The sequence below is a fragment of the Paenibacillus sp. Y930 genome (genome assembly GCF_056786375.1).
Genome location: NZ_JBXCIX010000002.1, coordinates 808,261 through 835,233 on the forward strand (window position 1 = coordinate 808,261; position 26,973 = coordinate 835,233).

Genomic DNA, 26,973 nt, shown 5'->3' on the forward strand with positions numbered 1-26,973 from the left:
CTGTGCTATCTTTCGGTGCAAGAAGACAATTTTCGCGTTATATTAGAACTGAGTTTACAAAAAAAACATTTGAAGGGAGAAATAAAATGACTGGAATTTCATTAGCAAGACAAGTTGATTTTGTTTTTCGTCAATTAGAACATGAGTTAACAGGGGCAAATGCGGGTACCGTATTAATTATTGTAAGAAACGATACGATTGGTAAATTCGGCATTAAACATCATCCTATTCATATTCAAGATGATGAGGTGAAAAAAGAAGGAGCGGGATTAACGAAAGAGCAGGTAGATCGGTTCAGAGTTTTGGCAATCGATGCATTGAAGATGAAGCGTAATTGGACTCATGGCGAAATACTATACGATTTTTCGGTTAGATCTAATCGAAAAGGGTGGTCAGCCAGTGTTCTTTATGAATCCAATTACAATATGTCAACGTGGAATGTTGTTCCGCATTCTAAGCGAAACGGTTTAATTGATTATTCTTCTTGATTAGATTGTTGTTTCATCTTCCGTAGTTTTACCTTCACCATAAACCCCGTTCCAATTGTAATTAGCGATAACAACCCCCAAAAGATTACCCATTTGAGACTATGAGTCATAGCAATCGACATTCCTGCTAAGCAAATAATTCCTAGACTAGAGAACAGCAAAGACAGTGATTTAGACAAGTTCATTCTCCTTTAAAAACTTTTTTTCGATAATCTGTATAGTAATCTTTTTCGTGCACATAATATGTTTGCAAGCTTGCATATGAATTTTACCTATGAGGACGAAGGGAGATTTACATCATGGCAAATAAAAGCAACCAATTAATCGTTCCACAAGCATCTCAAGCGTTAAATCAAATGAAAATGGAAGCAGCTCAGGAACTAGGCGTAAATTTATCACCAGAAGGATATAACGGTAACCTAACTACTCGTGAAGCGGGTTCAATCGGTGGTTATATCACTAAAAAGCTAGTACAAATTGCTGAACAACATTTGTCTGGCGGACAACGTTAAATTTGATTTTTTATTCAATATAATAATAAAAGAAGCTCAAGGGCAAACCTTGAGCTTCTTTTATTATATGATGTTTGTTGAAACAGTACAATCAAATCATACGATAAAACAAAACCCAGCAACGTGTACTTTCCAAGTACGGTTCATATTTGATTTCGAATGACCTACGAAGCCCATATTCGTTATCAAAGTCCATTTTTTGATCTTCCCATTTCAATGAAGGTTCAAAAAATGGGCTTTCAGAACCGAGAAGATGGAGCGCTACTTGAGAAAGGCGGAAGCGCAAGTGTACATGATTACGTACACGCGAACCGTACTTTCCAAGTTCGCTCCATATTCGATGCCGAGTAAGCTACGTTAGCATACACTTCGTTATCAAAGTCCATTTTTTGATCTTCCCCTATATAGAAGAAAGCTTCGCTTCATTGTAAAGCCTCTTATACAACTTCCGATCGTTAAGCCAGCCAACATAAGAAGCTAGTGGTTGTTCATCATGATCATAGAAGACGATGGCAACAAACGGATATTGCCTACGATGTCGATAACGGGCATCGGACCAACGCACCTCAGTACCCCAATGATGCTCAGTTACATGCGCAACGGTATGTTTAGTAAAGCTTTGAAGTGCAGCTACTGTAGGATGTTGGCAAGACTTCTCAATAAGTGGATGACGATCAGACGTAATTTGCTCCACCCAGCGAATAGTATCATCCTTCCAAGTGCCTAGCTTATAACTACCATCGGCCATTTTGATCATAATATGCCATATTCGATATCGTACTGTTGGAATAATCATAAGCACTTCATCATGATGAATAGGAATATGCTTTTGTAGATATTTCATTAAGCGATAGTGATAATCCACTCTTATTACATAATAAAGGGCAATAACGATGTACAGAATTGGGAAAATAAATCTAGGATCAGCTAACTGGCCTATCCAGAGTACACCAGCAATAACATGAGTCGTAAATATAAAAGGATCGAAAATATGAATGATATTCCACGATATCCATCCCCTCGAAAATGGTCGAAGCGCCTGTGTTCCATATGTATTGAACAGATCCATGAACACATGTAAACTTACGGCAAGAAAAGTCCAGCCTACGATATGTCCATATCCTTCATTTAAATGGAACAGCATATATAATGAAGCGGAAACTATAAGAGTCCATAATAGAATCGCAGGTATAGAATGAGAAATGCCGCGATGCTGACGAATATAGATTTCATTATTGCGCAAACGGGTAATAGTATCGAAATCAGGTGCCTGTGAACCAATAATTGTTGCCAATATAACTGCAGTTTGCATAGCGGGCTGACTAATAACTACCGGATCAAGTTGAGATAAGCCTGCTAGTCCAACTCCGACAACAAAATGTGATGCTGTATCCAAATGTAACCCTCCTAAAACTTTTTGTTACCAACTTGAAGTGCTTCCTGCTAACAAAAAGTCGCATCGAAAGCATAAGCTAAAACTTTTCATAACGTCTTGCTGTGCTTCTTGTGATGAAAAGTTACATCGGAAGCATAAGCTAAAACTTTTTGTTACCAACTTGAAGTGCTTCCTGCCAACAAAAAGTTGCTTCGGAAGCATACGCTAAAACTTTTTGTTACCACCTTGAAGTGCTTCTTCTGATGGAAACATACACTACTTCCATTATGCACGAGTTATTGGAAAATATTACACGGGTAATGGAAAAAAATGATGATGCATTAAAAATGCCATGAATGAACAATGTAAAGCACTGTTCATTCATGGCATGGAATAAGCTGAAATTATTCTACTGGTGATTCAGGTGTTACCATTTCACCATGGAAAGGATATTCGTAAGCAATTGGCTCGTCGAAAGTAACGTAGTCAAGATTAAGCATAAGCAGCAAGTAACGTTCACCAGTTTCAGGATTGCTCACCACAATGTGATCACGACCAGCTGCTTCAATAAAACCTTGAAATATTTTCGCATTCCATTGTGAGTTATTTTCATAAGTCATATAGAAGGTACCAATTTTTCCGCGATTGAGACGTAAAATGTTTTCCACATAGGATTCCTCATAAGTAGGAGATGTTGTAACGATATTACCGCCCATTGGAGTTACTGCTGCTCCGCTCGGAACTAATGGCGGAATAACTTCTACATCACGGTAGAATGATGGATGGGAATAAGGATAATAATAAGGTGAAGCATTAAAATAATTCATGAATAACTTCCTTTCGAATTGAAAAATTAATAAACGCTTTTACAATCATCCCAGGTTGGCTTGAAGAAGCAATGTGCTTTGTAGCGACCACTATTTTGCTGGTTATACCATGTACTAGGACAATTGCCAGTTGGTCTGAAAAACCACAGTGCATTGGAAGCGGGATGAGTTCGCTCTCCACGAACAGCACGCTCTGCAAGTCGTACTTCTCTATCTCTTGCATTTTGATAAAAATAACTTTTTTGCGTTGCTTCGAATCCGCCAGGACTTTGATAAACCATATCAGGAATTGAGCGAATTTTTCTAAAGTCAAGGCAGTCACCAAGAACTCGATTGACGCTAACATTACCAACCATTAGCATCCCTAGCTCACCCTCACCTTCAGCTTCGGCACGCATGAGTCGAGCAAGCATTTTTGTCTGCTCGGAATTGGTTTTAATAACAGCCATATTGTTTCTGCAGCTCCTTTCACTTTATCTAGGCGAAAATCCATAACACATTGTATGGAGTATCCTGCCTAAATGTGACAGTGTTTTCGTCACATTTGCATGACGAATTAATGAACAACAGAAGTGAACATTGTCACAAACCTATTTTTTCGGTATGATTAGAAGCGATTCAACATAGAAGGACAAACGAGAAAATCGGCTTACGTGAAGCGGGAGGATCAACAATTGTTTAAAGACTTGATAGGACTAACTAAGCCTGGTTTGCTGCGTCTTAATGTATTTGCTTCTCTAGGAGGCTTCTGGGTAGCATCGAAGTGGTCGTTTGATTTTTGGCTATTATTGTGGATGCTAATTGGATGTACATTAACGATGGCTTCTGGAACAGTTATTAATAATTTTTATGATCGTGAGCTCGATTTGAAAATGGAGCGAACGCGAGATCGTACGCTACCATCAGGTAGAATGAAGCCATCATCGGTATTAATTTACGGAATTATATTAGGTGTCGTTGGAGTTACTGTTTTATTCACTTTAGTTAATGTGTTATGTGGTATTTTAGGTATTATTGGCTGGGTTGCTTATATCGTTATTTATACGATGTGGCTGAAGCGAACGTCTACTTGGAGTACTTCAGTTGGCGGTATATCAGGAGCAATGCCTCCAGTTATCGGCTATTGTGCAGTTACAGGTACAGTTGATATGGGCGCTATTTTATTATTTGCGTTTCTATTCTTATGGCAGCCTGCACATTTCTGGTCACTTGCTATTCGTCGTGTAGAGGAGTATCGAGCAGCTGGCTTTCCACTACTACCCGTTGTAAAAGGAATTAAACGTACGAAAATTCAAATGATTCCATACTTGGTCGTTATGCTAGCTACAGTAATATTAATGTATGTATATGACTTAGCGGGTATTTACTTCTTAATCCTGTCTACGGTATTAACTGTTTTTTGGCTTGTTCATACCATTATGGGGTTGTTCGCAAAAGATACAGAGAAGTGGGCAAAATTCAATTTCTTAATTTCGGTAAATTATTTGATGATTGTGTTTATTGTGATGATTATCAATACGCCGAAAATGTAGCTGTGAAAGGGGAAAGCAGTGTTGGCATTTTTGAAAAAATACGCATTTCAGATCGCAATATCATGCTTAGTCGTAGTAATGGGTGTATATTTGCTTTACACCTACTTATGGCAGCCAGAAGCAGTACCTAGTGTAAAAGAACCGGCACCAAACTTCCAACTTAATGATTTGGACAATAATCCAGTATCACTTGCAGACACTAATGGAAAAGTTAGACTAGTATATTTCTACTTTGCAAGCTGTCCTGATGTATGTCCACCGACAACATATCTAATTAGTGAAGTTCAGGAAATGTTAAGAGAGAAAGATGAACTCGGAACCAAGGTAGAACTGATCTCGATTACGTACGATCCAGAAATCGATACTCCTGAAGTGATTACGAAATTCGCGCAAAAAGTGGGCGTAGAGTTTGACCATTGGACATTTTTACGAGGCGAGAATTCTGAGGATATGATGAAACTGGCTCATGAGTTCAGTGTTGCGGTTATGTATGATGAAGAGGCAAAAACATTCTATCATAATAATCCACTGATCCTCGTTGATCAAGATGGTAATATCCGTAAATGGATTAATGCTTCACCTAATATTTTAGCTGGCGACAAAGAATTAACGGCTCAGGATGTATATAAATCTTTGAAACAGTTATACTAATGAAATTTTAAAATTGAACAATGGCTAATAGAATGTAATCTTCAACGATGCTGTGGCAGGATTAGTAGCAATATCCCGAGATATTGCGCTAATCCTGCCTTTTCAATTTGAAAAATGTGAAACTGCTATGCAGATGATCCCTAGAAGTAGCTCCAGCCAACCACTTAGATTTTTAGCATATTAGGGGATATAGTTTTGTTATCTTTTGGTGGAATAGCGTTGAAAGCAAGTGCAATAAATAGAATAACGAAGGCGATAAAGTATGGTGAAATAATATCCCGCACTTGTCCAGCCAGAAATGGTCCTAGAAATGCTCCTATCGATGTTGCGATCGATAGCATGGAGAAGGTTTTTCCATATTTACTGCCTTCACTAAGTTGAATAAGCCAATGAGAAAGTGCTGGGAAAACGACTCCTTTACTCATACCGATAAGTAGTAGTAATAGCATAAAGGGAACTTGGAAGCTTGCTGCGATAACAAAATAGAAGATGGATAGCGATAATGTCCCTAGTATTGTTCTAACGGCTGGATCATAGCGATTAACGAACAACATACATAATGTAATGAGTGAGCCAATGCTAACGACTGTAAAAAGTAGTCCGGTTGTCATGATAGAGTCCATACTACCTGCCATGAGAGGAAGTTCAAATGTTAAAATGCCCTGAGAGCAGCTTAAGCCAATTGGAATAAGAAAAATAGTCCAACGTAGTTTCTTGGCCGGAGTATTCGTAGCTAATACGTCTGTAGTAGCTACAGGTGCATCATGCATTGGAACTGCGGTTGCTGAATCCGCTAAGGCAAACTTTTTTTCTTTAATAAAGAAGAAAGCTAGTATCGCAGTAACGATAAGAAGCCAACCTAATATTAGAAATGTTTTGGTGAAGCCTAGTTTCGCTACTAGAATCGCACCTGCTGCAGGTGAAAGTACTGATGCTAGTGTGTGGACAAGTCCGTTACCAGCCATTAATTTTCCTTGCTGAGTTATATCTGAGCTGAGTCTCGCTAATAATGATAGACAGGCAGGTGATAGAAAAGCTAGAACGAAGCCTGCAATCGAACGTAAAATAAGTAATTGCCATGGATCAGTAACGGCAGATTGTACGAGTAGTATAGCACCTGCAAGGAGTAGACTACCTACGATGAACAAACGACTTCCTAGTTTATCTACATATACACTTGCTATAAGATTACCCGGTAGATGAGTAATAGAGTAAATACCCATAATTAGTCCGATAAATGATGGAGCAGCACCTAAAGAGATGGCAAATGGCGTTAATATCGGATATTGTGCATGCAAATCAAAAAATGCAACAAACAAAAATAAGTAGAGCCATATGGCTGTTTTCACTGTGTAAGCCTCCTACAAACATTTTTAACGATGAATGGCAGTTTCGAAGCCGAATACATTACCGCGTGATTCCAGGCAACTGGTTTGAACATCCTCTATAGCTACTTGTACGCTCGAGCGGGACAACTTATGCCTATAATTACACCTTCACATTACTCTAGTAGTCTTGGTGGGTATAAAATTACACCTTCACATTACTCTAGTAGTCTTGGTAGGGTATAAAATTACACGCTCACATTTACTGTAGTCGCCTCAGTAGGCTATAATGTTCAAGTGACTCCTCTTGGAAGAAGTCGTATAAAACAGTCACTTGTGATCACGATGGCTATGCTAACGTAGCTTATTCGGTGGCGATTATGCCTCCCCATTGAAAGTCTGCATATGCTTTCGATATAACATTTCTTAATGGTAGTAGCGAAAATTTGGTAGTAATTATAATGAGTCTGGGTGTAGGCCCATGTACTATGAAAAATTTAGGGGGAAAAAAGGATGAATTTTTTGGACTTTTCAAGTTACGATGTAGATACGTGGTTAGCGTTTTTAGAAGAGAAATGGTACGTTATTTTAATTGCATTAATTGTCATCATGTTAATTATTCGCGTGATGAAAACGATGGTGAAATGGGCTATAATTCTAGTAGTGGCTGTTGGTGTCATTATCTATAGCGGATATACGCTTGACGATGTGAAAAGCTTAAGTACTAGTCTAATGAGTAACGGCTTTGAAGAATTGAAAGAAATTGGTGCTAAAGTAGCAGATAGTGCAAAGGAAGAGGCTCTTAATGCTATGATAGGAGAAGCAACAAGTGCAACATATACAACAAATAATGATGGAACATTTACAGTGAAAACTTCGTCTATTACTTTGACAGGGCAACCTGGTAGTGAAGAGGTATCGATATCGATTAAAGGTGCTCCAGCTTTCAAGGTGCAAAGCAGTGATATTGTTAGCCAATTTATTAAGCAAGCAGAAGCAAATAGCAAGAAATAATTCGTACTTGGTAGCGGTAGTGGAAGGGGTGTTGTAAGTGCAAGATGATCCAAAGCAACAAGAAATACTGAGGAGAAAACAGTTTTCATTCCGACTTAATGTGTTTTTCTTTATTGTATTCGTTGTATTTAGCATACTTATTGTGCGATTGGCAGTATTGCAATTCGTAGAAGGACCAACATTTGTTAGTGCAATCAATAAAAAATATGAGCGTAATGTTCCAATAGCTCCAATTCGCGGTAATATTTATGATGCGAATGGTTATCCGATCGCCTATTCTACTTCAACGCAATCAATCTATTACAACATTCAACCTTCTATTAAGGGAGGAAAAAAGAGTACGGAACAAGCAACAGCGATGGCTGAAAAGCTAGCTAAAGTATTCGAGGAGTATGGTGACGTTGATAACATTATGACGAAGGAAGATATTGTTCGTCAGATGGATCTCGAATTCAGGCAGAATGTTATGTCTACGCCTCGTCGCATTAAGAAAGATTTAACGAATGAAGAGTTAGCGTATATTATGGAAAATCAATCAGATTTTGTTGGTGTTACTCTTCTCGAGGAAAGTGTAAGGAATTATGATGAAGATTCATTAGCAGTTCATCTTGTCGGTTATTTGAAAAAATATAGTGGTGTAAGAATCGATTATGAGTTTTATAAGGAAAAGTTGTCAATAAAAGATCCTTTGTATAAATATATCGAAGAAGAAGAAGTTGGACTGGATGGCATTGAATATATGTATCAGGATATACTTCGTGGTACTAATGGTCTGAAAACTTATCCAATCAATAATCAAGGGGTAATAACAGGGGATATAAGTATAACGAATCCTACGAAGGGCTCCGATCTGTACCTTACGATTGATAAAGACATTCAACTTCATACAGAGAAGTCTATTATGAGTCATCTGGAGAAGATTCGGAAGTCAACCTACTCCTATGAGCGAGCACCCGATGCCGTAACAGGGTATGCAGTCGCGATGGAAGTAGAAACTGGGAAAGTTATATCGATGGCAAGCATGCCGGATTATAACCCTAATATTTGGGCGGGCGGTAGCATAAGCCCGGCCGATTACGATAACTACCAGTATGTGTTGAATAACGGAACGATCCGAACAGCATATGGCCCTTATGAAACAAGAAAAGAACGTGATAAACATCCTTCTTCCATTGTGCCTTTGGGTTCAGTCATTAAACCATTAACGGTTTTAATTGGATTAAATGAAGGCTTCTTTACTACTGAGTCGAAGTACAATGATACGGGAAGATTTTCATATGGTAAAAAAGGATATGAGAGGTATATTCGCAACTCAGGTAATCATGCTTATGGACTAACAGATGGGGCAAGAGCCATTCAGAAATCTTCTAATACATTTATGGCAGATTGGGTTGGCAATAAGTTATATATGCGTGGCTCAGTAGATGGTCTATCGAGTATAGATATATGGGATTCATATATGAAGCAGTTCGGACTTGGCGTTAAAACGGGTAGTGGATTGTTAGGAGAGAGTGCGGGCGTTATCGATTACTATAGTGAAGCGGAGCGCGGTAGTGCGCAATCAGCTTTAGTGCAAGCTTCATTCGGTCAACAGGGTCGTTATACTGTGCTTCAATTAGCGCAATATACAGCTACACTTGCTAATCGGGGCGTACGTTTAAAGCCGCAATTTGTTAATGAGATTCGATCATCAGAGGGCAAATTGCTACAAAGTTTTGAACCTGAAATACTGAACGAAGTAGATATGCCAGCTGAATATTGGAAAGAAATAGAGACCGGCATGGGACTAGTAGGGGTACAAGGGTTTGTGGGGTTTGAGCATACGTTTAATCGGAAAACAGGGACATCTGAGCAAGACGTAGCAGGCGGACGTACGGAAAATGCAGTATTTATTGCATATGCTCCTGCAGAAAATCCGAAGCTAGCAGTAGCGGTCGTCGTACCTGATGGCGGTTTTGGTGGATGGGGTGCTGCTCCAATTGCTCGTCAAATTTTCGATGCGTATGATGCAGTCTATGGGCTTGGAGATAAACCCAATGATAAGTTGTATGAATCGTTGTTCGGGAAACCGAGAGTAAGCGGGGATGCTATAGCGGGCGATATTGCAGATGGTAGCACTGCGGAGGGAGTTACACAAACCGGTAATGCTGCGGAGTAATTATCAAGGATTAGTTCAATAGGTGTAAGTGTCAACAGTTGTACGATGAGCTGGACACTTGCACCTTTTTTTATGGGAAATTTTTCTCGAGATCAACAATGTTTCCTTTGACCAACTTTGTATGAGTGGCATAGAATAAATTATTATTAGGAAGGGGGTAGTTATTCATGCGCAATATTCCTCGAAATTCTGCAGTGAGAAGATTTGAATTAATGGTGAAAATGGTCATGCTAATATTTCTACTTACATTTGGTAATCATTTATAATGGGTAACAAAGTAATGGTCTAGCTTCTTCTCCAACTGGAGAAGGAGCTTTTGTTGTGTTAAGTATGGTAATATTAAGTATCCATTAAAAAGATTTGGGGGACTGAAAATGAATCAATATAAACTAATTGCTTTAGACATGGATGGAACGGTACTTAATGATGAGAGTGTAATTAGTGAAGAAAATATTCATTGGATCAACAAAGCGAAAGCTGCTGGAGTGACAGTTATGTTCTCTACAGGGCGCGGCTTCAATAAAACGATTGATTATGTAGAACAATTACAACTTGACTCACCAATCATTACAGTCAATGGTAGTGAAATATGGGAGAAACCTTATCAGTTACTCGATCGTACATTATTAGACCATCTATGGGTTGAAAAATTATATGAACTTGCCAACCGTTATCCAGAGGCATGGATTTGGGCATATACGACAGAAGAAATTTATAATAAAGAAAACTGGAATGAGCTTCAAGGTCAGTATGGTCAGCATGAATGGTTGAAATTTGGCTATTATGTTGAGGATATCGAGATGATCACAGCAATTCGAACAGAGATTGAGCAATGGGGTCAACTAGAGTTATCGAACTCCTCATTATATAATATCGAGATTAATCCATTCAATACTTCCAAAGCAACAGCACTCCAGAAGCTTTGTAATCATATGGGCATTAAGATGGAGCAAGTCATCGCGATGGGTGATAGTTTGAATGATATTAAAGCGATTCAGCAATGTGGACTAGGTGTTGCTATGGAGAATGCGCAGGATGAAGTAAAACATGCTGCCGATTATATTACTTCGTCAAATAATGACGATGGAGTAGCTGCTGTTATACGTAAATTTATTTTCAATCTATAGTTGCATTCAACGAACATGATGTTGTAAAGTGAGGTGGAATATGGAAATAATAGGTATCGTTTTAGTTGTTCTGCTGTTTGTTATTGGAATGATCGGAACAGTATATCCTATCTTACCAGGTGTTTTTGCCATATATGCTGCGTTTTTTGTATATGGTTTCTTTATTAGCTTTGAAAAGTTTGGATTTTGGTTTTGGTGTATCCAAACGGTGATCCTTCTAGCCTTACTTATTGCTGACTATGCCGTTGGCGCAATGGGTGTGAAAAAGTTCGGCGGTTCAAAAGCTTCTATCGTTGGCTCCACGATCGGAATTATTATTGGTCCATTTGCATTTCCAGCATTCGGATTAATATTAGGCCCGTTTGTAGGTGCTGTATTAGGGGAATTACTGATTGGAACTAAGTTTAAGCAGTCTATGCTTATTGGCTGGGGATCATTAGTTGGGCTATTCAGTAGCATTGTAGTGAAAATCATCCTGCAGCTTATTATGATTATTGTATTTATTTTATGGATATGGGTTTGGTAAGGTAACATATGAAAACTAGTTAATGCTTCCGAGGTGATTTTTCATGTTTCGGGAGGATGCTCAAGTAGTCTATGAAAAATTGCAGGAGGTTATCGAATGATTAATGTGACGATTTGGAATGAGTTTTTGCACGAAAAGGAACATGAAGAGGTAACACGAGTTTATCCCGAAGGGATACATATTGCACTGCAAAAGGGATTAGCATCAGATGAGTTGAATATTCGTACAGCAACGCTTGAGGAAGCTGAGCATGGATTAACTGAAGAAGTACTACAGCAAACAGATGTACTTGTGTGGTGGGGACATATGGGGCATGATCGCGTTGAGGATCATATTGTTGATCGTGTGCATGCACGTGTTATGGAAGGTATGGGGTTAATCGTACTTCATTCCGCTCATTTCTCTAAAATTTTCAAAAAGCTGATGGGGACAGGCTGCGATTTGAAATGGCGTGAGGCTAACGAGAAAGAACGGCTTTGGGTCGTTAATCCAGGTCATCGTATTGCTGAGGGGCTACCTGAATATATTACGTTGGAGCATGAAGAAATGTATGGCGAGCATTTTGATATTCCAGCTCCAGATGAATTAGTTTTCTTAAGCTGGTTCCAAGGCGGAGAAGTATTCCGCAGTGGTTGTACATTCTATCGTGGACAAGGTAAAATCTTCTACTTTAGACCAGGTCATGAGACATACCCGACCTATTACAACGAACATATTCTAAAAGTTATCGACAATAGTATTCATTGGGCTAAGCCAACGATAACAGCAACGCCGGTAAGAGGGAATCATCAACCGCTAGAGACTTTATAGCATACAAATTAGATGGAATGGACTTAGATATATTATGTTGAAAAAAGATTCATTACTTAAAGGTACACTTATTCTTGCATTAGCAGCTCTTGTTGCTCGTATGCTAGGAATGTTCCAACGAATTCCACTGGAGTATATGCTTGATGCAGAAGGACAAGGTGCATTTATTGCTGCCAATCAAATATATTTGATTGCACTTGTTATTGCGACTGCAGGTTTCCCTAGTGCGATCAGTAAGATGGTATCTGAACGAATGGCTGCAGGAAAATATCAAGAAGCGAAGCGCATATACAAAGCTGCACTAATATTTGGCGCTGTAACGGGTGTGCTGTTAGCTTCCGTCTTAGTTATATTTGCACCACTATATGGAACGATCATTAAGCAAGATTCAGCTGTACTCGCGATTCGAGCCATTGCTCCAACGCTAATACTTTTCCCGATTATTGCGATGATGCGTGGTTATTTCCAAGGTAGACAGATGATGGTTGCTGGAGGAATATCACAAGTTGTTGAGCAAATATCTCGGATTGTGTTAGGACTTGCACTTGGTTACTATGTGCTCATACTAGGCTTTTCCGATACAGATGCAGCGGCAGCAATAACATTCGGTAATCTATTCGGGAGTATCGGAGCATTTGCAGTAATGATCTACTATGCCCGCAAACTGAAGAAACAAGATCAACGTTTTGATCAACAATCTCATGCCGAGGCTAGAGCAGCACTTTTACCGAATCAACCTTATACATTTGAACATGGACCCAAAATCAAGTTCAGAACAATATACGCTGAAATATTGAAAATGTCTCTACCAGCACTTGTGACATCGATGACAATCAATCTCGTATATTTCTTTGATACAACGTTCTTTGCACGTATTACTGAACAAATCTATACATTTACACAATCAGAAGAGGTATATGCAATTCTAGGAAGTAAAGCAATACCACTAGCAGGTATCCCACCAATATTAGCAATTGCCTTGGGTTCTTCGATTATTCCAATAATTTCAGCAGCCTTCGCACGTAAAGATCAACGAGAAGTGGATAGACAGACGTCTGCTGTGTTGAAAATAGTATGCTTAACAGGTGTGCCAATTGCACTGTTTCTAACCCTTGCAGCATACTCTGTTACTGGCTTATTATTTACAAGTCCAAATGGCAGTGATGTTGTTGCTATGCTTTGTGCAGGTACCATATTGCAAATCACCATGATGACAACTAACTCCATATTGTATGGTATGGGTAAACAACGTCAGACTATGGTTAATACGTTTGTTGGCTTAGGAGCTAAAATAGTCATTAGTACTATTTGTGGTTTGTACTTTGGTGTTTTCGGATTCATTCTCGGATCAACAGCATGTTTCCTGGCGGTTACGCTGCTTAACTTACGTTTAATACGCAAAGACGTGCAATTAGAAGTGTTCGGAAAAAAATGGACTTCTTATATTGTAGCTATCGTTATTTCTGCAGGAGTAAGCATATTGGCACATTATTTAGTTCTAGAACTGACTTCTGGATTAGCTGACAAGCTATCGTATCTAATTACCGTTATCATTTCAGGCAGCATATTATGCTTAATATATGGAATATTATTGCTGAAGCTTCATATCGTAACGACGGAAGATGTCGAATCATTGCCTGGGAAATTACGTGGACCAATGAAGAAAGTTATGCGAGTTCTTAGGGCAGGATAAAGATAGTGAAGTAGTTAGGATGCTACAAAAAGATTCGATTATGCTTTCGATGTATTTTTTGTATACTAAGACGCTTATCGAGAAGTTACAAAAAATTGAAGAAGGAATGAAGAAGATGAATAAAATTACAACGGATTCACAATATCGCGAACAAATTGTACAGGAGCATTTAACGATTATTGTATTCAAAACAACATGGTGCGGCGATTGTCATTACATTAATCCCTTCATGCCGGAATTAGAAGAACAATATAAAGGTAAGGTTGAATTCTATGAAATTGATCGTGATGAATTACCTGATCTTTGTTCTGAATTGAATATTCTTGGTATACCAAGCTTTGTTGCATTCAAAAATGGTCAAGAACTGGTTCGTTTTGTTAACAAATTACGTAAAACACGTGAGGAAATTGAACAGTTTGTGAATCGTGCGCTTGACGTTGCCGATGCAGTCTAGTTATGACTTAAGTTTCACATTTTGAACATGGCTTTTACCTAATTGTATAGCTATAATTAATGTAACATAATAATTGGAATTAGGTGAATACATGAATGTTTCAAAAGGATTTCGCTTATTTGCAATGATTTCCTGCATAGGTATGCTACTTGTACTGTTAGGTGGTGCATTAGTAACAAATACAGATTCTGGTGCCGGCTGTGGTACAGATTGGCCTCTCTGTAATGGTAAATTTATACCTGCGTATACAGTTGATTCAATGATTGAATATTCTCACAGAGCAGTTAGCGGCGTGGAAGGTCTTATCGTTGCGGGTGTCTTTATCGCTATTTACCGTATGTACAAGCGTGAAGGTAAAACGTATCGTGAGCCAATGCAATATGCTTGGTATGCACTATTATTTACGATAATTCAAGCATTAATGGGGGCAGCTGCTGTAAAATGGCCCCAATCCGATGCTGTTATGGCGATTCATTTTGGCATATCTTTAATTGCCTTCGCTGCAACGTTATTACTCGTTATCTGGTGTTATCGTGATAAAAAAGGCATTGTAGAGACGGCTAGCTATCCTCGATCGTTTCTACCGTGGGCAATAGCCATTTCGATCTATACGTATGGTGTCGTATATCTAGGAGCTTTCATTCGTCATACAGAGTCAGCTGGTGGTTGCCTAGGCTGGCCATTATGTAATGGGGAAGTTGTACCTGAATTATCAGGGGCTACTGGTATAGCATTTATACACAGAGTAGCTGCTGCGATATTAGGAATTCTACTTATAACATTGTATTTCTACATCAAGCGATTAACTGGAAAGAGCTCATTGACGAAATCGTCAGCTGTAATTGTTATTCTCGTTATTGCTCAAATATTCAGCGGTGCTTGGCTAGTCTATACGATTGGTAATACAAACTGGTTTATATTTACAAGTTTACTCCATAACTTAATAATTGTTGCGCTGTTCGGCTTATTAGTGGATCTTGTTATTCGCTCTTGGATATATCGCAAGGAAGAATGATGCATGAAGCTGCTATTGCCTAAAGGAATAGCGGCTTTTTTGTCGCATACGATAACGATGTATTGCTTTGTACATTAGTTGCTACACTATAGTATAAGAATGGAGTGAGAAGTATGCTGAAGTTTATGTTTCAACAACCGGAACAACCACCAACAGGGAAGTACGCTGAAGTCGATCAATTATTAGAGCAATTCGCAATGCAAATGGCGAAGCGAAGTAGTAAAGCGGATGATAACAAGGAAAAGTGGACGAAATTTGAAATATGGACGTTAGGTTTACAGGCATCACTCCGTGAATTATATGCGAGTCATTATGCTGCACAAAATTTTCGTGAAAAGATTGTTTTGAATTCGATAAAAGAGATGGACGCAGAGCAAAAATTAGATTACGCTAGATATGTATATTTTGACAAAAATGGCTTTATAAGAGTCTTTTCGCTGCTTGATAAATTAGGAACTTTTTTGAATGCTCTATTGGAATTAAAAACGGAGAAAATAAAAGCACACTTTTCTTATTTTACTGTTTTACGAACGATGCGCGAACAACAAGTGCATGTGAAATTAACAAAGCCATTGAATGAGTTAAAGGAACAAAGTAAGGAACCAACACATCGTCTCCGTAAACGAAGAAATACGGAAACGCATTATATGAATTCTGAAATGCATGATGATTTAATTCAACGAACGAGAATGTATGGCCAAGAATTAGTGCTAGAAAATTTAGATCAACAGATGAATGATTTAGCGGTTGGTTTAGATTTAGCTATGCAATCAATTAAGCTTACATTCGAATATGCTCAGATACTGGTACATCGTAATTAACCCGCGTTTCATGAAGAAAGCTTGTTCGAACTGATCGCATGTGATTAATTTGAACTTTTATCGGAGAAGGAGAATGTTTGTGGAGCTTAAGGGGAAAAAAGCTTTAATAACAGGAAGCGCAAAGGGATTAGGAAAACGAACGGCGATGGAGCTAGCCTCAAAGGGCTGTAGTATTATGATTCATTATATGGAAAGTGAACAGGAAGCGCTTGATGTACGCAGGCAATTGTTGAAGCTTGGTGTTGATGCAACCGTCGTTCAAGCTGATATTGCGAAGCCAGAGGGCATTGATAAGATCGCAGCAGGTGTAGAGGCATGGGGCGGTGTGGACATTCTTGTTAATAATGCGGGTCCTTTCGTAAGAGAGCGTAAATTATTCCAGCAATATGATGAAGAACTCATTAGATCACTTGTTCAAGGGAATTTATTATCTGTTATGCTGTTGAATCATAGACTACTACCTTATATGCGTGAAAAACGTTGGGGAAGAATTATCCATTTCGGCTTTGGACATGCTAATGAAGCGCGCGCATGGCCGCAACGAGCTGTTTATGCTGCTGCCAAAACGGCGTTAGTCTCATTTACAAAATCACTCGCCGTTGAAGAAGCACCTAATGGTATTACTGTTAATTTGATTGGACCTGGAGATATTAAAGGTGCCTATAAGGAAAAGTCGATCCATGAAGTCATTAACGATCTGGATGGCGAGACGCCTATCGGTAGACCTGGTACAGGTGAAGATGTTGCGCGTGTTATTTCTTTTTTATGTGATGAGAAATCGAGTTATTTAACGGGAAACATTATTGATGTTACTGGCGGATTTGATCCCATTCGAGCTAATATTGTAAAATAAGAAAGGCGATCCAATTCCCGATGATGGGATGGATCGCCTTTTTGACCACATAGTAGCGGTTATATTAGAATACTTGAACAACCTCTATTATGCCATCCACTTCTTCAAGCAGTGCACGCTCGATACCTGCTTTAAGTGTGATAGTAGAACTTGGGCAGCTTCCGCATGCACCCATTAGACGAAGCTTAACGATACCTTCTTCTACGTCTACTAGCTCGACGTCACCGCCGTCACGTTGTAGAAATGGACGAAGTTTGTCAAGAACGTCTAATACTTCATCATATTGTGTATCTTGTACTTGTTCACTCATTGCAATCAACTCCTTTCTACTCTATTATAGTACAAAGTAAAACAAAAGCATACTAAAGTCAATTAAGAACTTGAAAAGTAAGGTGTTATAATCATGATGAAACCTACAGTTGAATTTTGTGCAGGAAATATGCACCACGGCACAGAAAAATTACTTGATAAATATGAAGCGGATGATGATTTTGAAGGAACAGAATATGGCTGCTTAGGTAATTGTGGCGAATGTTATTTGAAGCCATTTGCACTAGTGAATGGATCAATCGTCGCAGCAGATTCCGTTGCAGAGTTAGAGCAGCGAATAGAGCAATTTCTCATCGATGAGGAGGAGAATACCGCAGCACTAGATAAGCTAATCGACACCCTTTAGAGGTAGTTCAAAACATCCACTTGTGATCACGATGACTATGCTAACGTAGCGTAATCGGCTTCGAATATGCCCCCCATCGAAAGCCTGCGTGTGCTCACGTACCCAAAACGTACGCTGTGCTACTCGTTTCCGCTGTGGGTCATCTTCTCGATGCTGACAAGCGAATGTTTTGAACCTTTATTGGAAGAGGAATTTCAAAACATCCAATCTTAATGCTTAGCGCGCCATAATACACCGCTTTTAATTAATCGCGGTATTCTTCCACGCATTGAAAGTTTCCCCATTACACCGAAACCGCTATGTTTACCAAGTGCCCCAAGTGTACCTCTAAGCTTGAATGGTTCTAACTGAAGGGAATAATTATTCCATATCGCATGAAGTACTTTCGCTACACGTTCTCCTTGTAAGCCAGCTACTTGAGCGCTTGGTGAATATTCAGAGCTTACGCAATCACCAATTACAAAAATATGCGGATCATCAAGAAGTTGATACTGTTCATTAACAATTAATCTGCCCTGATTATCTTTGGCAGCCTGTAATTGTTGAACTAATGCTACGGGCTGAATTCCTGCAGTCCAAAGAATTGAATTCGCTTCGATCGGATGCGATTGATTCTCAGCATACAACACCCCGGACTCAATTCGATGGAGTGCCGTATTAATTAATAAATTAACGTCATGCTCCAGAAACCATTCCGCTACATAAGTTTGCACATTTGAGGGGAAACTTCCTAATAGATTTGGACCACGATTGATTAATGCGATGTTAATATCGGGACGACTTTCACGAAGCTCAGATGCCATTTCAACGCCACTTAGTCCGCCGCCTACAATGGTAACTTGTCCATAAGGCTTCACATTATTCAGATCAGCATAAGCTTTTCGAGCAGCTTGGAATGTTTGTAAACTATTCGCATATTGCGACGCACCTTCAACACCATGATAATGATCGATACAGCCAAGGCCGATAACGAGCGAATCATATTGAATTGGATCATGACCTTCTACGTGTACAGTCTTTTGTTCACGATTAATTTCAATGATTTCGCCTAAAGCTAAGTGTACATCCGGGGAATTAGGAAAGGCAACTCGTAACTGTAGATCGGATGCTGTTCCAGCAGCAAGAGCATAATATTCTGTTTTTAACCCTTGAAAAGGTGAACGATCGACAAGTGTAATTGAAGTCGCTTTCGGTAATCCTTTATTCAATAACTCATTTATTAATGCTAAGCCACCATATCCTCCACCGAGAACAACTAAGTTATAACTCATTTTGTCATCTCCAATTATTAGTAACCGAACCATTTAGAATGCTATAGAATAGAAGTAATATTGATCATTATAAAGTAAGCTTGCTATATAGTACAATCCCTCTATGATGGTAATTAGTATGAGATGGGATAATAACAATTGCTTATAAACGAATCCGTTCATCTATTGAGCAATAAGAAATAGTGGAGTATACTTATACTATATTAAGGTAAGTGAACATCTCTAATCGAGATTATAATAACGTATCGGCTTCCGATGCTACTTTTCATTACAAAGTAGTATTTTGGGAAGTACATGAAAAGTTTTAGGAGGAAATAACATGATTACAATAACTGAACTTGCAGGAGAAAAGCTTGGTGAGATGCTTGCAGCGGAAGAAAATGACCAAATGTTTTTACGTGTAGGTGTAAAAGAGGGTGGCTGTAGCGGTTTCTCTTACGGTATGGGATTCGATGATGAAGAGCAAGAAGGAGACACATTACTTGAAGTAGATGGTCTTAAAGTTGCAGTAGATGTAGAAAGCGCAAAATATTTACGTGGTCTTGTTATCGACTATAAAGAAGCGGCAATGAGTGGTGGATTTACGATAGAAAATCCAAATGCATCAGCTACTTGCGGTTGTGGTTCTAGCTTCCGTACAGCCGTAGATGCAGGTAATCCAGCAGCTGATCCTTGTTAATTGTGAATTGAAGAAAGGGGATCATCTCTCAGTCATTAAAATGACTGAGAGATGATCCCCTTTTATCTGTTATATCTATACTATTATGCGGCGAGTAAGATGCCTCTAATCGATTTTATGTCGAACTCATTTACTCTAATTGATTATGTGCTCTCGATATTTCGATAAGCTCTTTTGCAGAAGCTTGGGAAAGGAGATAGATTCCATTTCCATAGTCGAGTGAAGTCAGATTGTTATGATTAGAATGGATTTTAGTCCGAATATAGACGAAAGGAGCGTTATAATCTTGCTTAATATCAATGCTTCCTGCTAATGGTAACCCATCCTTATTTTCAATAGTTGAATCTTTACTATATTGAATGGAAGTAAGCAATGTTGCGTCATTAGAGGAAGTATAGTCGTAAGGTAGCTTCTCGTTATTCGAATATGCGCCAGGTGAATTCCACGATTGTATGGCTTCGGCTGGAGCATCAATTACGTCAAAGTGCCATGTTCCGATCGGTAGAGACATAGGTGGCATAGATAATGTTGTAATTTCAATACCAGAGGTTTCATACTGCCCAGTTTCAAGCGCTTTGTAGTGAATGATAATATCATAACGATGATAAGATGTGATTGGATCCGTGTTTTCTATAACCCTATATTGTTGAATGGCAAGCTGTTGCTGAGCTCCAATGAATTGCATAGTAATGATGTCTTCTGACTGGAAGGATAGTTTTTTCTTAGAATATAAGGTTGCTGCAATCTGCTGCTCTGTATTAACTTCGACAGCAATATAAGCATCCATCCATGCCATAAACGGCTTATCGGAATTTTCGGAGCTACAACCACCTAATATTAACAACATAGTGAGCAGTAAGATTATCGTAAATATACGCTTCATATTAACCTCCTATTAATATAACTTCCAAATCACTTCGAAATTCTCACTAATCATATACATATAGAACAAACCAGATAGGTAGTAGATTCATTAACTGAAAAGCGTAATAAGTGCTGGCCCCTGTGACAAGACAAGCAAATAAGAAGAAGCTTACAAGAGTTAACCCAGCCGCAGCAAGCTTGCGTAATATGTAGGATAAGCAATAACTAATCACTTCCATATATGAGCACTCCTTTGTAAAGAGTATACATGAATGGAAGTATATTGGAAATGTTTGGTGGCAGAGGAGATAACCAAGCTCCGTAGACTATAAAATTATAGTCCACAGCTAAATGGAGTAACAAATTGCCTTGTTTGTAGATTAAGCGAAGGAAGATACATAAAATAACTATTAATATAAAAATGAGCCTCCAGAATATCGCATCTGGAGGCTCACCTTGCATTAAGTGAGTCAAATTCGCCCCTTAACAGCTTAAGTTTTTCTAACACACTAATTTTTCAGTGACTTCATACCCAAGCGGGGAGATCTAATCACTCTCCTACGCCGTAGCGGACTCCGATTAGTTCTCGCAACGGCTACATAATAACAGGAATGTTCAATGACGCTTCAAGCTGCTGCTTAATGCTTGCCAATTGCTCCTGTGAAGGAGGTTTAATATGGTCAAGCTCATAGTCTAGCCCAAGACTTTGCCATTTGAATTTACCCATTTCGTGGTATGGAAGTAGCTCTACCTTTTCGACGGTAGGTAGGCTAGCGACCAACTTTGCTAGTGCATCAACATCTTCTGGATCAGTAGTCAATGTGGGCAGTACTACATGCCTAATCCATAGCTTCGTGCCATATTCAGTTACATGACGAGCCATTCGCAATATGCGTTCATTAGATTGAGTCGTTAGCGCTATATGCTTCTGCTCATTAGCTTGCTTTAGATCAAGTAAGATAAGATCTAATACATCTAGCAATCTAGTTGAATCAAGATGGGATGGCTCGCAGAATCCAGATGAGTCCATCGCAATATGGAGCTGATGTCTACGTTTCAATTCCCTGCCTAGTGCAGCAAGAAATGGTGCTTGTAGTGACGGCTCGCCACCTGAGAAGGTGACTCCGCCGCCAGAAGTACGATAATAAGTGAGATAAGGTTCAATTTCCGCAATGACTTCATCGACTGTCATTACTTTACCTGTCGTCATATCCCATGTATCCGGATTATGACAAAACTGACAACGAAGTGCACAGCCTTGCATGAAGAGTACGAAGCGAATACCAGGACCATCAACTGTTCCGAACGTTTCGAAGGAGTGAATACGTCCTTTCATGTGACGATCATGTTCTATTTGCTGAGCAAGATTCGCCATTACATTTCACCGTGGAATGTACGACTGATGACCTCAAGCTGTTGCTCCTTCGTCAGCTTAATAAAGTTAACAGCATAGCCAGATACACGAACAGTTAGCTGTGGATATAACTCAGGATGTGCCATTGCATCTTGTAATGTTTCACGATCAAATACGTTGACGTTAAGATGATGTGCATGCTGCGACATATACGTATCAAGCAGTGCTGTTAAGTTGTTCTTCCGAGTCGCTTCATCTTTACCAAGTGCACGACCAACAATCGAGAACGTATTAGAAATACCATCAAGCGAATCTTCATACGGTAGTTTAGCAACACTACTTAGCGATGCTAATGCACCTTTACGGTCACGACCATGCATCGGGTTAGCGCCAGGAGCGAATGGCTCACCAGCTTTACGACCATCTGGTGTTGTACCTGTTTTCTTACCGTAAACGACATTGGATGTAATTGTGAGCACAGATTGTGTTGTCACAGCATTGCGATAAGTTGGATGCTTTCTTAGCTTCTCCATAAAGCGATGGACAAGGTCTACAGCAATTTGGTCAACGCGATCATCATTGTTACCGTATTGTGGGTATTCTCCCTCTGTACGGAAATCAACTGCAATGCCTTGCTCATTGCGAATCGGATATACTTTAGCGAATTTAATAGCGCTCAAGCTGTCGGCAACGACGGATAGGCCAGCGATACCAGTTGCCATCGTACGTAAAATTTCACGGTCATGTAGCGCAAATTCTAATCGCTCATAGCTGTATTTATCATGCATATAGTGAATAACATTTAATGTATTGATGTATAATCCAGCCAGCCAATCCATGACATGGTCAAAGCGTTGCATAACCTCTTCATAATCAAGTACCTCGGATTGCAGTGCTGGTAATGCAGCAGCAACGACAGGGAGGTTCATCTTCTCATCGACGCCACCATTAATCGCGTATAATAACGCTTTTGCTAAATTAGCTCGTGCGCCAAAAAATTGCATTTGTTTGCCTATCCGCATAGCAGATACACAGCAGGCGATACCGTAGTCATCGCCGAATGTCGGACGCATTAGATCATCATTCTCATATTGTATAGAGCTCGTTTCAATGGATACTTTGGCACAATATTTTTTGAACGCATCAGGTAAATCATTAGACCAAAGGACCGTTAAGTTCGGTTCAGGTGATGGTCCAAGCGTGTACAATGTATGCAAAATACGGTATGAAGATTTCGTCACCATTGGGATCCCGGTCGTCGTAACGCCTCCAATAGATTCTGTTACCCAAGTTGGATCACCACTGAATAGTTCATTGTAATCTGGTGTACGAAGGAATTTCACAATACGTAATTTCATAACGAAATGATCCATTAGCTGCTGCGCTTCTTGCTCTGTCAATGTACCATCTTGCAGATCACGCTCAATATAAATATCGATGAAAGTAGATACACGACCTAAGCTCATTGCTGCGCCATTTTGCTCTTTAATAGCTGCAAGATAAGCGAAGTATAACCATTGAATCGCCTCTTGTGCTGTTTCTGCAGGGCGAGCTATATCATATCCATAGGTAGCTGCCATTTCTTTCAATTCTTGTAGCGAGCGAATTTGCTCGGAATGTTCTTCACGTTCACGAATCGTTTCTTCATTCATTGGTGAAGCATCGGTTAACGTTTTGTCTGCTAATTTACATTGAATAAGATGATCAACACCGTATAATGCGACTCGACGATAATCACCGATAATGCGCCCACGACCATAAGCATCTGGTAATCCAGTAATGATACCCGTTTTACGTGCTAGCCGCATCTGGGGTGTATAAGCATCGAATACCCCTTGGTTATGCGTTTTACGAATCGTAGTGAACACATCGACTAGCTCTTGTGGAACTTCATATCCGTATGCCTTACAAGCATCGACGACCATTTTAATACCGCCAAATGGTTGGACAGAACGCTTGAAGGGAGCATCGGTTTGGACGCCGACAATTTGTTCAAGCTCTTGATTGATATAACCTGGTGCATGAGAAGTAATTGTAGAAACCGTCATTGTATCAACATCCCATACGCCACCACGCTCAATCTCTTCACGAGAAAGTTGACTAATCCGATCCCATAACTTAGTTGTTGCTTCCGTTGCAGTTGTTAGAAATTGCTCATCACCAGTGTAGGAGCTCATATTGCGAACGATAAAATCTCGTACATCGATCTCGTCTGACCATTGTCCTTCTTCAAAGCTACGCCATGCTGCAATATTACCTTTTACTGTATTTAATGTACTCATGCTTATTCCTCCATATCATGTTGAATTTGAAATTGAAGTTGAAGTTGACATGCATTTATTTATTGAAATTCACCGTAGAAAGCTTGACGGTAAAGCTGTGAAAGCTCAGCTACTAAAGGAAGTCTTGGATTGTAGTTCGTGTACTGATCCTCAAATGCCCGCTCGGCAAGGTAATCTACTTTAGAGTCAAAAGAAATGGCAGAGATGCCACATTGCTCGAAGCTGTCAGGTATACCAAGTGAACGATTGAGCTGTCTCACACATAGTATCAAACTATTGACACCTTCATTGGTCGTATGGGCAGGTAAGCCAGCTAAGCGAGCGATTTCTGCATAGCGTATATCTGCTTGGAAATGTTTATAGTTGGAGAAATTTTGAAATTTTGTCGGTCGAGAAGCATTGTAACGAATAATATGAGGCAACAGAATTGCATTGACTCGACCATGCGGCAATTGAAATTCCGCACTGAATTTATGGGAAAGGCTATGACAGATCCCAAGAAATGCGTTGGAGAACGCCATGCCTGCAATCGTTGATGCATTATGCATTTTTTCACGCGCAACAGGATTAGCTATTGCATGGGATTTTTCTAAATTCTCTATGACAAGCTGAATCGCTTTAATAGCTAGCCCATCGCTGAAATCATTGGCCATAATCGAAACATAAGCTTCAATCGCATGTGTTAGTACATCCATGCCAGTATCACCAATGACTGTAGGTGAGAGTGAAGCTGTATATTCAGAGTCGATAATCGCGACATCAGGTATCAATTCATAATCTGCTAGCGGATATTTGGAATGCCCTTTTCTAACATCGGTAATCGTAGCGAAGGAGGTTACTTCAGATCCAGTACCTGATGTTGTCGGAATAGCAACAAGCTTTGCTCGTTTACCTAGTGTTGGATATTTATATACTCGATTACGAATGTTCATAAATTTCATTTTAATCGTATCAAAGCTTGTTTCTGGACTTTCATAAAATAACCACATCGCTTTGGCAGCATCGATTGCAGAACCCCCTCCTAGTGCAATAATACAGTCTGGTTGAAAGGCATTCATCCGCTCCGTACCTTGCATCACGATATCGATCGTAGGCTCATGTTCTACTTTGGCAAAAATCTCGATTTGTACAGGTTCACTACGTTTGCGTAGGAAGTATTGAACTTTATCAACATATCCAAGCTGCTCCATACGCTGATCCGTAATGATGATAATCCGATGTATATTAGGCATTTTTGTTAAATACTGTGTCGCACCAGCTGAAAAATATAGCTTCGGTGGTATTTTGAACCATTGCATATCGACATTGCGATTAGATACATGTTTAAGATGAAGGAGCTCCATATTCATTCGCTGATGATTACTTGATGATTGGTAGCCGAATGATGCGAATGGTGACTGCTCGCGCTCTTGATTATTCATCGCCGCTTGAATGGATGGTGCATTAACTATGACACGATTACTTGATAATTGTTGGCTGAATTTCTGAATAATAGGTTCATTATGACTATGAATAATCGCCGAATGCTTCCCGTGACCTAGCGCTATAAGCTGCTGGGCGAGTGTTATAGCCATATCGGCATCTTCTACAATGTAGAGTGCAAGAATTGGACAAGCTTTTACTGCTGAGAAGGGAAAGGCTGCACCAACCTGTTCTTGTGGAACAATTAATAGCTTTGTATCCTCAGGTATATCTAGCTCAATCGCCTGGGCAATATCAAGCGCTGATTTGCCAATATAATTAGCTTTGAGATTACCTTGCTCATTGAAAATATGGTTCATTAGCGTATTGCTTTCCTCTTCATTAAGGAAGTAACAGCCTAGTACTTTCATCATTCGTACGACTTGATTATAAATTTGTTGATCGACGAGAAGTGCTTGTTCTGAAGTAAACATCATGCTATTGTCAAAATTTTTAGACAATATTAGATCTGTAATCGCCTGTTTCAAATCTGCTGTGCGCTCAATATAGCAAGGAACGTTTCCATAGGAAACACTTAATGTCGATTTCCCTAACTGCTTGGCGGTCTGCAGTAAATCGTTATCCCCATTAGAAATGACTAAGGCAACGTTTTCATGAGACATAAGCGTGAGTGTTGCTGCATGAGTAGAATGATCCACCCATTGAATACAGAAGGCGGGTGCACCGGAAAGAATAGCTGCATCTCGAACACTTTGAACGGCTTCAATGCCACAACGTGTCACTTCTTTTTGAAATACAAAGATAATTGGATTACGTGTTTTCACCGCTACTAAACATTGAAATAATGTAGTTGCAACAGGTGAAACTTCTGTAATTAACGTAACAAGGGTGCCAATTGGTTCAGCAATGACTTTGTATTGCTCATATGGATTATTTTCAATTTCTCCAACTGTTTTCATATATTTCAATTGATGATATATGCTTTCCGTGGCATTCATATTTTTTATGATTTTATCTTCGAATACACCACGTTTTGTCTCGTCCAGCTCAAGTTTTGCCAGTTCCATATGGCGACCAATGCCTGCAAGCGCCATATGCTGAACAATCTCGTCGATTTGTTCCTGGTTCATCGTACTAAATTGCTCGGCGGCTATAGCTGCACGCTCAATACTTAGCTGAATATGAAGATCATCTTTATTGAAATGTTGGAGCTTCGACTCATGTAATGCCATAGCTCATCACTC

At 39.5% G+C, this 26,973-nt stretch carries 28 protein-coding genes; 16 read left to right on the forward strand and 12 right to left on the reverse strand.

Features of this window, described 5'->3' with window-relative positions; genetic code table 11:
* The first annotated feature begins 86 nt into the window (after positions 1–86).
* A complete protein-coding gene (locus AC1TO5_RS08880; RefSeq protein WP_482062425.1) occupies positions 87–488 on the forward strand; it encodes an O-methyltransferase in 402 nt (133 codons plus the stop codon).
* On the opposite strand, the gene AC1TO5_RS08885 is transcribed toward AC1TO5_RS08880, so the two are convergent.
* Entirely contained in the window at positions 476–667 is a 192-nt protein-coding gene (locus AC1TO5_RS08885) for a DUF5325 family protein (protein ID WP_482062426.1), read from the reverse strand. The genes AC1TO5_RS08880 and AC1TO5_RS08885 overlap by 13 nt on opposite strands.
* Before the next feature lie 120 nt (positions 668–787).
* On the opposite strand from AC1TO5_RS08885, the gene AC1TO5_RS08890 reads away from it, so the two are divergent.
* Entirely contained in the window at positions 788–1,000 is a 213-nt protein-coding gene (locus AC1TO5_RS08890) for an alpha/beta-type small acid-soluble spore protein (RefSeq protein WP_482062427.1), read from the forward strand.
* A 400-nt stretch (positions 1,001–1,400) separates the two neighbouring features.
* Here the strand turns inward: AC1TO5_RS08890 and AC1TO5_RS08895 are convergent, their stop codons facing one another.
* The 3 genes from AC1TO5_RS08895 to AC1TO5_RS08905 all read right to left on the reverse strand — a co-directional run bounded on the left by AC1TO5_RS08895 (position 1,401) and on the right by AC1TO5_RS08905 (position 3,651).
* Complete coding sequence (locus AC1TO5_RS08895) at positions 1,401–2,396, reverse strand: metal-dependent hydrolase (RefSeq protein WP_482062428.1); 996 nt, start codon at positions 2,394–2,396, stop codon at positions 1,401–1,403.
* Positions 2,397–2,779: 383 nt separating this feature from the next.
* Entirely contained in the window at positions 2,780–3,202 is a 423-nt protein-coding gene (gene gerQ / locus AC1TO5_RS08900; RefSeq protein ID WP_482062429.1) for a spore coat protein GerQ, read from the reverse strand.
* A gap of 26 nt (positions 3,203–3,228) precedes the next feature.
* Positions 3,229–3,651 (reverse strand): cell wall hydrolase, encoded by a 423-nt coding sequence (locus AC1TO5_RS08905; RefSeq protein WP_482062430.1) that lies wholly within the window; start codon positions 3,649–3,651, stop codon positions 3,229–3,231.
* Between the two features lie 204 nt (positions 3,652–3,855).
* Here AC1TO5_RS08905 and cyoE point away from each other — a divergent pair, with 204 nt between their 5' ends.
* Entirely contained in the window at positions 3,856–4,734 is an 879-nt protein-coding gene (gene cyoE, locus AC1TO5_RS08910) for a heme o synthase (RefSeq protein WP_482062431.1), read from the forward strand.
* Between the two features lie 21 nt (positions 4,735–4,755).
* A complete protein-coding gene (locus AC1TO5_RS08915) occupies positions 4,756–5,385 on the forward strand; it encodes an SCO family protein (RefSeq protein ID WP_482062432.1) in 630 nt (209 codons plus the stop codon).
* A gap of 164 nt (positions 5,386–5,549) precedes the next feature.
* Here the strand turns inward: AC1TO5_RS08915 and AC1TO5_RS08920 are convergent, their stop codons facing one another.
* Positions 5,550–6,734 carry an MFS transporter gene (locus AC1TO5_RS08920; RefSeq protein ID WP_482062433.1) on the reverse strand — a complete coding sequence of 395 codons (1,185 nt, stop codon included), beginning with the start codon at positions 6,732–6,734 and terminating at the stop codon, positions 5,550–5,552.
* A 489-nt stretch (positions 6,735–7,223) separates the two neighbouring features.
* Between AC1TO5_RS08920 and AC1TO5_RS08925 the strand changes: the two genes are divergently transcribed.
* From AC1TO5_RS08925 to AC1TO5_RS08970, 10 genes are all read left to right on the forward strand, one after another.
* On the forward strand, positions 7,224–7,724 hold the full coding sequence (locus AC1TO5_RS08925) for a hypothetical protein (RefSeq protein WP_482062434.1): 501 nt from the start codon (positions 7,224–7,226) through the stop codon (positions 7,722–7,724).
* Between the two features lie 37 nt (positions 7,725–7,761).
* The gene (locus AC1TO5_RS08930; protein WP_482062435.1) at positions 7,762–9,882 is read left to right on the forward strand and encodes a peptidoglycan D,D-transpeptidase FtsI family protein; all 2,121 of its coding nucleotides are present in this window, start codon (positions 7,762–7,764) and stop codon (positions 9,880–9,882) included.
* Positions 9,883–10,256: 374 nt separating this feature from the next.
* Positions 10,257–11,009, forward strand: a complete 753-nt coding sequence (locus AC1TO5_RS08935; RefSeq protein ID WP_482062436.1) for a Cof-type HAD-IIB family hydrolase — start codon at positions 10,257–10,259, stop codon at positions 11,007–11,009.
* 40 nt (positions 11,010–11,049) lie between these two features.
* Complete coding sequence (locus AC1TO5_RS08940) at positions 11,050–11,535, forward strand: DUF456 domain-containing protein (protein ID WP_482062437.1); 486 nt, start codon at positions 11,050–11,052, stop codon at positions 11,533–11,535.
* A 96-nt stretch (positions 11,536–11,631) separates the two neighbouring features.
* The gene (locus AC1TO5_RS08945) at positions 11,632–12,345 is read left to right on the forward strand and encodes a ThuA domain-containing protein (RefSeq protein WP_482062438.1); all 714 of its coding nucleotides are present in this window, start codon (positions 11,632–11,634) and stop codon (positions 12,343–12,345) included.
* A 34-nt stretch (positions 12,346–12,379) separates the two neighbouring features.
* The gene (locus AC1TO5_RS08950; RefSeq protein ID WP_482062439.1) at positions 12,380–14,038 is read left to right on the forward strand and encodes a putative polysaccharide biosynthesis protein; all 1,659 of its coding nucleotides are present in this window, start codon (positions 12,380–12,382) and stop codon (positions 14,036–14,038) included.
* Positions 14,039–14,153: 115 nt separating this feature from the next.
* Complete coding sequence (locus tag AC1TO5_RS08955; protein WP_482062505.1) at positions 14,154–14,492, forward strand: thioredoxin family protein; 339 nt, start codon at positions 14,154–14,156, stop codon at positions 14,490–14,492.
* A gap of 91 nt (positions 14,493–14,583) precedes the next feature.
* A complete protein-coding gene (locus tag AC1TO5_RS08960) occupies positions 14,584–15,507 on the forward strand; it encodes a COX15/CtaA family protein (RefSeq protein ID WP_482062440.1) in 924 nt (307 codons plus the stop codon).
* A 113-nt stretch (positions 15,508–15,620) separates the two neighbouring features.
* Positions 15,621–16,328: a Cthe_2314 family HEPN domain-containing protein gene (locus tag AC1TO5_RS08965; protein WP_482062441.1), complete on the forward strand. Its 708-nt coding sequence runs from the start codon at positions 15,621–15,623 to the stop codon at positions 16,326–16,328.
* Positions 16,329–16,407: 79 nt separating this feature from the next.
* Entirely contained in the window at positions 16,408–17,181 is a 774-nt protein-coding gene (locus AC1TO5_RS08970; protein ID WP_482062442.1) for an SDR family oxidoreductase, read from the forward strand.
* A gap of 64 nt (positions 17,182–17,245) precedes the next feature.
* Here AC1TO5_RS08970 and AC1TO5_RS08975 read toward each other — a convergent pair whose 3' ends face one another.
* Positions 17,246–17,491, reverse strand: a complete 246-nt coding sequence (locus AC1TO5_RS08975) for a NifU family protein (RefSeq protein ID WP_258202428.1) — start codon at positions 17,489–17,491, stop codon at positions 17,246–17,248.
* Between the two features lie 93 nt (positions 17,492–17,584).
* Between AC1TO5_RS08975 and AC1TO5_RS08980 the strand changes: the two genes are divergently transcribed.
* Positions 17,585–17,857: a YuzB family protein gene (locus AC1TO5_RS08980; protein WP_482062443.1), complete on the forward strand. Its 273-nt coding sequence runs from the start codon at positions 17,585–17,587 to the stop codon at positions 17,855–17,857.
* A gap of 209 nt (positions 17,858–18,066) precedes the next feature.
* Here AC1TO5_RS08980 and AC1TO5_RS08985 read toward each other — a convergent pair whose 3' ends face one another.
* Entirely contained in the window at positions 18,067–19,128 is a 1,062-nt protein-coding gene (locus AC1TO5_RS08985) for an NAD(P)/FAD-dependent oxidoreductase (protein WP_482062444.1), read from the reverse strand.
* Positions 19,129–19,447: 319 nt separating this feature from the next.
* On the opposite strand from AC1TO5_RS08985, the gene AC1TO5_RS08990 reads away from it, so the two are divergent.
* Positions 19,448–19,807 carry a HesB/IscA family protein gene (locus tag AC1TO5_RS08990; RefSeq protein ID WP_482062445.1) on the forward strand — a complete coding sequence of 120 codons (360 nt, stop codon included), beginning with the start codon at positions 19,448–19,450 and terminating at the stop codon, positions 19,805–19,807.
* A 130-nt stretch (positions 19,808–19,937) separates the two neighbouring features.
* On the opposite strand, the gene AC1TO5_RS08995 is transcribed toward AC1TO5_RS08990, so the two are convergent.
* From AC1TO5_RS08995 to adhE, 5 genes are all read right to left on the reverse strand, one after another.
* Positions 19,938–20,690, reverse strand: coding sequence for a hypothetical protein (locus tag AC1TO5_RS08995; RefSeq protein WP_482062446.1), 753 nt, complete (start codon positions 20,688–20,690; stop codon positions 19,938–19,940).
* A 46-nt stretch (positions 20,691–20,736) separates the two neighbouring features.
* Positions 20,737–20,910: a hypothetical protein gene (locus AC1TO5_RS09000; protein WP_482062447.1), complete on the reverse strand. Its 174-nt coding sequence runs from the start codon at positions 20,908–20,910 to the stop codon at positions 20,737–20,739.
* 356 nt (positions 20,911–21,266) lie between these two features.
* Positions 21,267–22,007, reverse strand: a complete 741-nt coding sequence (gene pflA / locus AC1TO5_RS09005) for a pyruvate formate-lyase-activating protein (protein ID WP_482062506.1) — start codon at positions 22,005–22,007, stop codon at positions 21,267–21,269.
* Positions 22,008–22,045: 38 nt separating this feature from the next.
* Complete coding sequence (gene pflB, locus AC1TO5_RS09010; protein WP_482062448.1) at positions 22,046–24,307, reverse strand: formate C-acetyltransferase; 2,262 nt, start codon at positions 24,305–24,307, stop codon at positions 22,046–22,048.
* 59 nt (positions 24,308–24,366) lie between these two features.
* Positions 24,367–26,961 carry a bifunctional acetaldehyde-CoA/alcohol dehydrogenase gene (adhE, locus tag AC1TO5_RS09015; protein ID WP_482062449.1) on the reverse strand — a complete coding sequence of 865 codons (2,595 nt, stop codon included), beginning with the start codon at positions 26,959–26,961 and terminating at the stop codon, positions 24,367–24,369.
* Positions 26,962–26,973: the final 12 nt, after the last annotated feature.

Coding starts and splice junctions, on each gene's coding strand:
- AC1TO5_RS08880 (WP_482062425.1), top strand. CDS start 87: ATGACTGGAATTTCATTAGCAAGACAAGTTGATTTTGTTTTTCGTCAA.
- AC1TO5_RS08890 (WP_482062427.1), top strand. CDS start 788: ATGGCAAATAAAAGCAACCAATTAATCGTTCCACAAGCATCTCAAGCG.
- gerQ (WP_482062429.1), bottom strand. CDS start 3,202: ATGAATTATTTTAATGCTTCACCTTATTATTATCCTTATTCCCATCCA.
- AC1TO5_RS08905 (WP_482062430.1), bottom strand. CDS start 3,651: ATGGCTGTTATTAAAACCAATTCCGAGCAGACAAAAATGCTTGCTCGA.
- AC1TO5_RS08925 (WP_482062434.1), top strand. CDS start 7,224: ATGAATTTTTTGGACTTTTCAAGTTACGATGTAGATACGTGGTTAGCG.
- AC1TO5_RS08935 (WP_482062436.1), top strand. CDS start 10,257: ATGAATCAATATAAACTAATTGCTTTAGACATGGATGGAACGGTACTT.
- AC1TO5_RS08940 (WP_482062437.1), top strand. CDS start 11,050: ATGGAAATAATAGGTATCGTTTTAGTTGTTCTGCTGTTTGTTATTGGA.
- AC1TO5_RS08945 (WP_482062438.1), top strand. CDS start 11,632: ATGATTAATGTGACGATTTGGAATGAGTTTTTGCACGAAAAGGAACAT.
- AC1TO5_RS08950 (WP_482062439.1), top strand. CDS start 12,380: ATGTTGAAAAAAGATTCATTACTTAAAGGTACACTTATTCTTGCATTA.
- AC1TO5_RS08955 (WP_482062505.1), top strand. CDS start 14,154: ATGAATAAAATTACAACGGATTCACAATATCGCGAACAAATTGTACAG.
- AC1TO5_RS08960 (WP_482062440.1), top strand. CDS start 14,584: ATGAATGTTTCAAAAGGATTTCGCTTATTTGCAATGATTTCCTGCATA.
- AC1TO5_RS08965 (WP_482062441.1), top strand. CDS start 15,621: ATGCTGAAGTTTATGTTTCAACAACCGGAACAACCACCAACAGGGAAG.
- AC1TO5_RS08975 (WP_258202428.1), bottom strand. CDS start 17,491: ATGAGTGAACAAGTACAAGATACACAATATGATGAAGTATTAGACGTT.
- AC1TO5_RS08980 (WP_482062443.1), top strand. CDS start 17,585: ATGATGAAACCTACAGTTGAATTTTGTGCAGGAAATATGCACCACGGC.
- AC1TO5_RS08985 (WP_482062444.1), bottom strand. CDS start 19,128: ATGAGTTATAACTTAGTTGTTCTCGGTGGAGGATATGGTGGCTTAGCA.
- AC1TO5_RS08990 (WP_482062445.1), top strand. CDS start 19,448: ATGATTACAATAACTGAACTTGCAGGAGAAAAGCTTGGTGAGATGCTT.
- AC1TO5_RS08995 (WP_482062446.1), bottom strand. CDS start 20,690: ATGAAGCGTATATTTACGATAATCTTACTGCTCACTATGTTGTTAATA.
- AC1TO5_RS09000 (WP_482062447.1), bottom strand. CDS start 20,910: ATGGAAGTGATTAGTTATTGCTTATCCTACATATTACGCAAGCTTGCT.
- pflA (WP_482062506.1), bottom strand. CDS start 22,007: ATGAAAGGACGTATTCACTCCTTCGAAACGTTCGGAACAGTTGATGGT.
- pflB (WP_482062448.1), bottom strand. CDS start 24,307: ATGAGTACATTAAATACAGTAAAAGGTAATATTGCAGCATGGCGTAGC.
- adhE (WP_482062449.1), bottom strand. CDS start 26,961: ATGGCATTACATGAGTCGAAGCTCCAACATTTCAATAAAGATGATCTT.